The sequence below is a fragment of the Siminovitchia jepli genome (assembly GCF_047228825.1).
GTDB lineage: Bacteria > Bacillota > Bacilli > Bacillales > Bacillaceae_C > Siminovitchia.
This window is the reverse complement of record NZ_JBFEGN010000128.1, coordinates 1-7,018: the sequence shown is the minus strand read 5'-3', so window position 1 is coordinate 7,018 and position 7,018 is coordinate 1. Positions and strand designations below refer to the sequence as shown.

Genomic DNA, 7,018 nt, shown 5'->3' with positions numbered 1-7,018 from the left:
TAAATTTTTACATCTGTGGATAAGTGCATTTTCTGTTTTAAGGACTAAAAAACATAAATTTACTCCTCAAAGCTGGCTTGTTGATCCTTCAATACCCTTTAGTGGGTATAGACGTTGAGCACAGAAACGGAAATTGGGTCGTAGAACAAGTATACGATAAGGGATGGGCGGCAAGAAACAAGATTGATAAAGGCGATATCGTTCAAGCGATTAATGGCATCGACCCTGGCGAGCATAAAACGGTTGCTTTGTTTACCCATGTGGAGAAGGCCAAGTCCATTACAATCATAGATCAACAAGGGAAAACGCATACATATGCAGTTTCCTATGCAGATGCAGATGTTCAGCTTATCATCTATTTACTGCTGCCATTTGTATTTTCCCTTGCGACCTTCTTTCTGGGGCTTTATTTTTATTATGGAAAGAAAGAAGAACATTCGGCCATGCTCCTCATATGCTTTCTATTCTCAATGGGGTTATGTTATTTAAGCGCCCCGGCGTCCGCAAGGGCCGATTTGATCGGGAGAGTGATTGTAACGATGACCTTTCCCGGTTCATTGGTTTTTCTGATCCATTTTTTAAAAAGCTACTTTGCGCAATATCATTTGGAGTTTATGAAAGGGCGCAGCATCAAAAGATTGTATATTGCTTATGTTCTGCTTCTCCTGGCGATAGGGTGCAATTTCTTTTTTTGGGAGCTCCACTCATTCATGAGGATGGTTGAACTGGCCTTTTTCAGTTTTCTCGTTTGTTTTCTGCTTTTTCTTTTGGCTAGGCTGTACTATCAAAATAAAAATACCGAAGGGAAAATCATCACCCAAATTTTGGCGGCTGCTTTCGTGTTTGCTTTTAGTCCTTTTGTTTTTTTGTATGCAATCCCTGACATTTTTTGGGGAAAAGCTTTCCTTTCTGCCGAAATAGCAGCCATGTTTTTATTGATCATTCCATTGGCTTTCGTTTATTTACAAAGGGCGCAAAAGCTGTTTGATATTGAATTTTTGCTTGGCAGGCTCCAGTATTATGCGCTGTTGTCGCTTGCTTTGACGATTTTTGCAGATGTTATTTTCGTAACGATTTTCGATACGAACATCATTTCTGACACTGTTTTTCTCTTTTCTTTCTTTCTATTTACCGGGTTGATTGTATTTTTATATATGAAGGAATATATTGATTATCGAATGAGACATCATTTATTTTCCCGAAAAAATCAGGTTGAATCAAATCTTTACAATTTTTTTCAAAAGGCCAAACACGAAACTAAAGTGAGCGGATTTATCGCAAGCTTGCTGAGAGAAATAAAAGAGGTATTAAGGGTCGGAGAAGTTCATCATGTGAAAATCCAGGAAAACAAAGAGATAAACATGTGGACAGTGAAGAACAAGCATGAATACTCTTCCAGCCTTGTCGAAGAATTAGAACAAGTGAATTGGAAAAATTACAGTCCGGGCCAGCTGGCAGAAATTCGAACTGGATTCTGTGTTGTGATCGGTGAAGATTATCATAATAAAGAAGTTGTTTTTTGCAGTTTAAAAAACCATAAGACAACTCTCAATATTCAAGAGAAAATATGGCTGGAAACGCTCGCCTATTTTTCGAGTGTTTTGCTCGAGAATTTCAAACTGATTGAAGGTTTGTTTGAAGAAATTGAGCATTATCATCAAAAATGGCAAAACGAAAAAGCATGTTATCCTTCGTGGCTATCCAGGCTTTTATTTTCTTTGTCCGAAAAAGAACGGATGAATTTGTCGATCGATCTTCACGATACCATCTTGCAGCATCAATTACAGCTTTTAAGGGAAATTGAAGCCATCCAAAACAAAATGGCAGATCCCTTTGTAAAAGCTGACTTGTATCATGTAAAAGAGGGAATTCTTGACAATATTCATCTTATAAGAGAGACGTGCAACGAATTAAGGCCTCCATTTCTCAGTGAATTGGGGCTAATCCAATCCATTCAACATTTAATCGAACGCGTCAAATTGCGCTCCAACTTTCTTCTGTATTCAGAATTGGATACAACGATTCAGAAGCTGGATTCTGAATACGAATTAGCGATCTATAGAGTGATTCAAGAACTATTGAACAATGCCATGAAACACTCGAAAGCGTCTAGAGTGAGCATCTCGTTAAGAAAAGTCAACCAGGGTTTCATGTTGGCCTATGCAGATAACGGAATTGGAATTCGAATGAGTGAACTGAATGATTCATTCAAGACGATGGGAATTTACGGTATCAAAGAGCGGGTGCGCTGCATGGGCGGTGAAATAGAGATTGAATCAGAACCAAATCAGGGGTTTAAAGTTCAAATCATATATAGACAAGGGGTCAATGAGATTGATCAAAGTATTAATTGTGGATGATCACCCTGCAATGGGAGAAGGGACTAGAACGATTATTGAATCAGAACAAGACATGAAGGCGGACGTGTTAAACGAAAGCGACAAGGTTTTGGACATATTGGAAAAAGACACATACGATGTGTACCTGATCGATCTATATATGCCAAGGATGAACGGGATTGAATTGACAAAAAAGATTATGCAATTTGATCCCGATGCGATTGTTCTCATTTATACAGGATATGACGTCATTTCGCATTTTAATTTGCTGATTGAAGCTGGTGCATCGGGATTCGTCAGCAAAACATCGACTCAGGAACAATTAATAACCGCCATTCGCTGCTCCTTGAGGGATGAGGCCGTCATTCCAATCCCATTATTAAGGCAGCTAAAAAGAGCAGAAGCGTCTCCAATGGCCAGCAAAGAAAAAACGTATTTGAAAAATATCAGCCTAACCACCAAAGAACAACAAATTTTAGACGGGGTTTCCAAAGGCAAAACGAACAGAGCGATTGCATTGGAACTGTCTATGAGTCAAAGAAGCGTTGAATATCATTTAACCAAGATTTTTTCAAAACTCGGGGTGGAGTCCAGAACAGAAGCGCTTTTAAAAGCAGGGGAACTTGGATTATTGTCCGTATCCGCTGTGAAAAAATAGGCACTGTGGCGGTATCGTGGGTTGCGGATTACAAAAAGGTTCAATACAAGTAAGTATATGATGAATTACCCTAATACATTGCGGAAAGCCGCAGCTTGGTTGACGTTCATGATCAATAAAATACTCCAAAAAGGCAGGCTGAACGCCTGCTTTTCCTGTGACGGGCAGCCGAGCAGGATCATAACTCAAAATATTGACTTATTATTATTTTTGTCATGCCTTAGCAGGTTCGAATACACTCATACTATTCATTTATACCGATTATCATTGCGGTAAACCACAAGCAAGAATTCCCCAACCGCAAGGGTGGTTGCGGAAAGCCGCAAGTAAATTTACGGTGTAATTAGAGAGAAGGTATGCAATAATCATGGGTGAGATTCATTAAGCCATTGTGACAGCTCATTCAACCCTTTTGTATAGGTAGAAAAGCGATGGCGTTTGTAAGTAGTGACTCCTTTGTCGGTTGAAGCCATACAGGCAACAACAAAGGTCGGGATACACAATTTTTAGAGCCATAGGGAACGATCCTTTCAAAAGAATATAGGGATAGACACATTGACTGATTGCCCAGCAATAAGAGTAATGTTTATACAAAGATAAATCTGCGTGCTCAAGGTCACACTTATTTGTGCTTGGAAAGGCAATCTATACAATAATAATGCGGTCACTCCGCGATCGGAATGGTCCACTCACCTTCACGTGATTTGTCGTTAACTGTGTATCCCTATAGCTTTAGATTAGTAAAAAAACGCTCAAGGTACAAAACTTATTTCATAGCGTTTTGTGCCTCGAGCGAAGCGAGAGGAATGGATATAATAATGAAAAAGAGGAAAATATTTAGTGCTATTTCAGCTTTGATGATGACTATTTTTGCAGTTGGAAGTTTAAAGACATCGGCTGCAACTGTAAATTTATCGGAGCAGCAAAAAAAGGAATATTATAAGCAATATGAGGAAATTGTAGATGAAATTAACTCTGGAGAGCCAAATGCAACATTGGAACTTGTACCTTTTGAAGAATTTAATTCAGAAGATTATCTTGAACCATCAGAATTTGAAAAATATGCAGCAGAGAGAGCTGATGTAAAATTTACTCCTACATTAGAATCCAAAAGTGGAAGTGGCATTACCCCTTTTATTACTGTATCAGCTTCAAAAACAGAAACTGTAAAATCTAATGAAACATCAGCAGTCATTATTAAAGGTTCTTTTAATACACAATATAATTCAAGTGCCAAAAGGCAAATGTTTTCCGGGATCAACTCAATTACTTCTTCCTCTTCTAAAGGAACCTGGCGCCAAACCGGTTATACTCCAACTTTAATTGATGGCGGGCGTACATATGAAATTATTGTAGGGGGTAAATTGACTATAAATAGTCTTACTTCTATGCATAATATTACCGTTGAATTTTACTGTAATGCAAATGGTTCCGTTAGTTAAGTGAAAAACCTTTCAATGAATAGACTGCCTGATTGATTGGCAGTCTATAGGGTCCAAGTCCCGAGCCGTGAAGGCAGAAGTAACTGTTTGCTTAACGCAAGGGTGTCCCCTATGATGCGGAATCTGAATGAAACGAACGGAAAGCTTCCGATCCGAGGAAAACAAACCTTATACAAGGCTGGATATGTTTGTGTGAGTTTTGCAAAACAAGACCTCTTTCTGCCGAAGGCGCTATATCAAGTAACTGAAGCGGATAGGCAGAGGGAAAGACTGCGATCTTACCTTGGGAGGTCTGATGGATACGCCAAGTACGCTTGGAAACCTGTACAGCAGAAAGGGGAATGCAGATGATTTATAGATTTATACAAGAATGTTTAAAAAGATTAATAAAGAAAAAGTTTGCGTGGGTGGCACTCTTTTCCTATCTTTTAATAGCTGCGGGTAATATTTTGTTCATTCGCAGTGAAGAACCCGTTGGGAATCCTTATTTTACACCGACGGCTGCTTTTGAATATTTTGTTATGATCCAAGGTGGAGGGTCTGGTGTTTTAATGTTTTTTCTGCCTTTGCTGGTTACGTTGGCAACAGGAGATTTTTTTATCAAAGAAAGGCGCTCCAGTCTATTATCTTATAGTTTGATGAGGACAAGTATGCGTCAGTATATTCGCAGTAAAGTGCTATCGATTGGTGTCAGCAGTTTTTCATTTCTCTTTTTTTGCCAGTTTCTCTTGTTTATCAGCTTGCTATGGATTTTTCCATTAACGAAACCCGGGGTTGATAACATCCATTATGCAACCGATTTATTTGTACATAATCCATGGATATATTGTTTACTTATTATCCTTAATAGTGCGCTTATGGCCTTTTTCTATAGTTGTTTGACGATCATTATCGGCATTATTTTTCAGAACCTTTATGTTTCGATCATGTTACCCTATGTTTGTTTCATCGGACTATCACAAGTTTTTATGTCATTTCCGCTTCTCCTTGATGGAGAACAAGGAGCCCTTTTTTATGATTTGGCTCCAATGTCAATGGCTGGAGATTATATTACAAGCACATTCTACTGGGCTGTTATACCTTTATATTGGATCGTGCTGGGAGGTTTGAGCTATCTATTGGTAATGTGGCTGTTTGAATGGAAATTTAAAAGAGAAAAGCTTTTGTTATTGTAAAAGGAGAAGATATGATGGCAGCAGAGAAAAGAATTGTATTCCATCACGTTGATAAAAACATCGGCGAACAAACGATTCTACAAAATGTCTCATTTGAAGTGCAGGTTGGAGAAGTTGTCGGCATCATAGGGGCGAATGGATCTGGAAAAACAACTATCCTTCGACTCGCAGCAGGATTAAGTTATCCTTCAATGGGAGACATTATGATAAATGGAAAACGTATCCAACCAGGATTAGTGGGGAATTTACCTGGCGGGATAGGGGTACTTATTGAATCACCGACATTTTTAGAAAATTTAACAGGTTTTGACAACCTTTATTATTTATCTAAAATCAGGAACCAAATCGATAAGGAAGACATTTATCATGCACTAAAACAAGTGGGCCTTGATCCAAATAATAAAAAGAAAGTGAAAGCTTATTCATTAGGAATGAAGCAGCGTTTAGGGATCGCACAAGCAATTATGGAGCGACCAGAGATTATTTTATTTGATGAGCCGACAAACGCACTGGATAGGGAAGGAGTATCATTATTCAGCAGCATCATTGACGAGTGTAAAAAAAGAGGTACAAGCTTTTTATTTGTCTCTCATAGTATGGAGGATATTCAAAATTATTGTGATCGTGTCTTTAAGATCGAAAATCGGACCGTTATCTTACAAGAAAACACGCGTTATTATACAGTGTTGCTAAAAAAATTAGAAGATGTAGAGAAAGTTCTACAAATAAAAACAAATGCTCGCATTGGTGAAAGACTGGACGGAAATCCGGTGATTCGTATTCCTTTTGAGGCAGAAAAAGAGCTCCATTCATTTTTTGATGAATTGCAAATGGACTATCAACTATTAAAGGACAAAAAGTCATCATGGTGACTTTTGAAATCGCCAAATATTTAAGGCGTTGTTGGAAACGAATAGCCGTTGTCACAGGTATACTCCTACTAACTGCCATTTTTAATAAGAAAAATGTCTATATCCTTTTAGAGTTATTCGATTTAATTCCGGAAGGAGCGGTCCTGACCGTACATGATTATATAGCCGGTCTTTTTAACTCTGCACAATTTGTGATGTTTTTTGTATTTCCAGTTTTGTTTGCTGTGTTGATTGCAGATTTAATCACAGCCGATTTTGATAATGGTTTTATATATCTTATACTTTCGAGAGTGGAAAGCCGGTTTCATTATCTTATCACGAAATGCGCCATTGTTTTTTTGATGGCCATGATTTTTACATGTTTAGTTGTCATTACCGCACTCGTTGTGGTGGCTGTTTTCCGTATTCCTTTTTCCGGAGAAACATATCATTACCTCTTTTTAGCAGACCCAAGTGCTACAGCTTTGAGGAGTAAAAATTCTTCGAGATAATTCACTTATTTTACCCCCCCAAATTTTGATAAATATGGGAT

At 38.2% G+C, this 7,018-nt stretch carries 6 protein-coding genes and 1 pseudogene; 6 read left to right on the top strand and 1 reads right to left on the bottom strand.

The genetic code is table 11. The annotated features are described in order from the left end of the window. Positions 1 to 80: 80 nt before the first annotated feature. Together AB1L08_RS20955 and AB1L08_RS20950 are read left to right on the top strand one after the other, a co-directional pair. On the top strand, positions 81 to 2,360 hold the full coding sequence (locus AB1L08_RS20955; RefSeq protein WP_413066555.1) for a sensor histidine kinase: 2,280 nt from the start codon (positions 81 to 83) through the stop codon (positions 2,358 to 2,360). Continuing rightward, positions 2,329 to 2,997 carry a response regulator transcription factor gene (locus tag AB1L08_RS20950; RefSeq protein WP_413066554.1) on the top strand — a complete coding sequence of 223 codons (669 nt, stop codon included), beginning with the start codon at positions 2,329 to 2,331 and terminating at the stop codon, positions 2,995 to 2,997. Before AB1L08_RS20955 ends, AB1L08_RS20950 begins: the two co-directional genes overlap by 32 nt. A gap of 374 nt (positions 2,998 to 3,371) precedes the next feature. Here the strand turns inward: AB1L08_RS20950 and AB1L08_RS22625 are convergent. Then, a pseudogene (locus AB1L08_RS22625) lies at positions 3,372 to 3,513 on the bottom strand (IS110 family RNA-guided transposase); the annotation flags it as partial. A gap of 302 nt (positions 3,514 to 3,815) precedes the next feature. On the opposite strand from AB1L08_RS22625, the gene AB1L08_RS20945 reads away from it, so the two are divergent. The 4 genes from AB1L08_RS20945 to AB1L08_RS20930 all read left to right on the top strand — a co-directional run bounded on the left by AB1L08_RS20945 (position 3,816) and on the right by AB1L08_RS20930 (position 6,977). After that, positions 3,816 to 4,439 carry a hypothetical protein gene (locus AB1L08_RS20945; RefSeq protein WP_413066553.1) on the top strand — a complete coding sequence of 208 codons (624 nt, stop codon included), beginning with the start codon at positions 3,816 to 3,818 and terminating at the stop codon, positions 4,437 to 4,439. A 347-nt stretch (positions 4,440 to 4,786) separates the two neighbouring features. Next, positions 4,787 to 5,614 (top strand): hypothetical protein, encoded by an 828-nt coding sequence (locus AB1L08_RS20940; protein ID WP_413066552.1) that lies wholly within the window; start codon positions 4,787 to 4,789, stop codon positions 5,612 to 5,614. A gap of 14 nt (positions 5,615 to 5,628) precedes the next feature. Further along, positions 5,629 to 6,486, top strand: a complete 858-nt coding sequence (locus AB1L08_RS20935) for an ABC transporter ATP-binding protein (protein ID WP_413066551.1) — start codon at positions 5,629 to 5,631, stop codon at positions 6,484 to 6,486. Next, positions 6,480 to 6,977, top strand: coding sequence for a DUF2705 family protein (locus AB1L08_RS20930; RefSeq protein WP_413066550.1), 498 nt, complete (start codon positions 6,480 to 6,482; stop codon positions 6,975 to 6,977). The genes AB1L08_RS20935 and AB1L08_RS20930 overlap by 7 nt, the downstream gene beginning before the upstream one ends. The last annotated feature ends 41 nt before the right edge of the window (positions 6,978 to 7,018 follow it).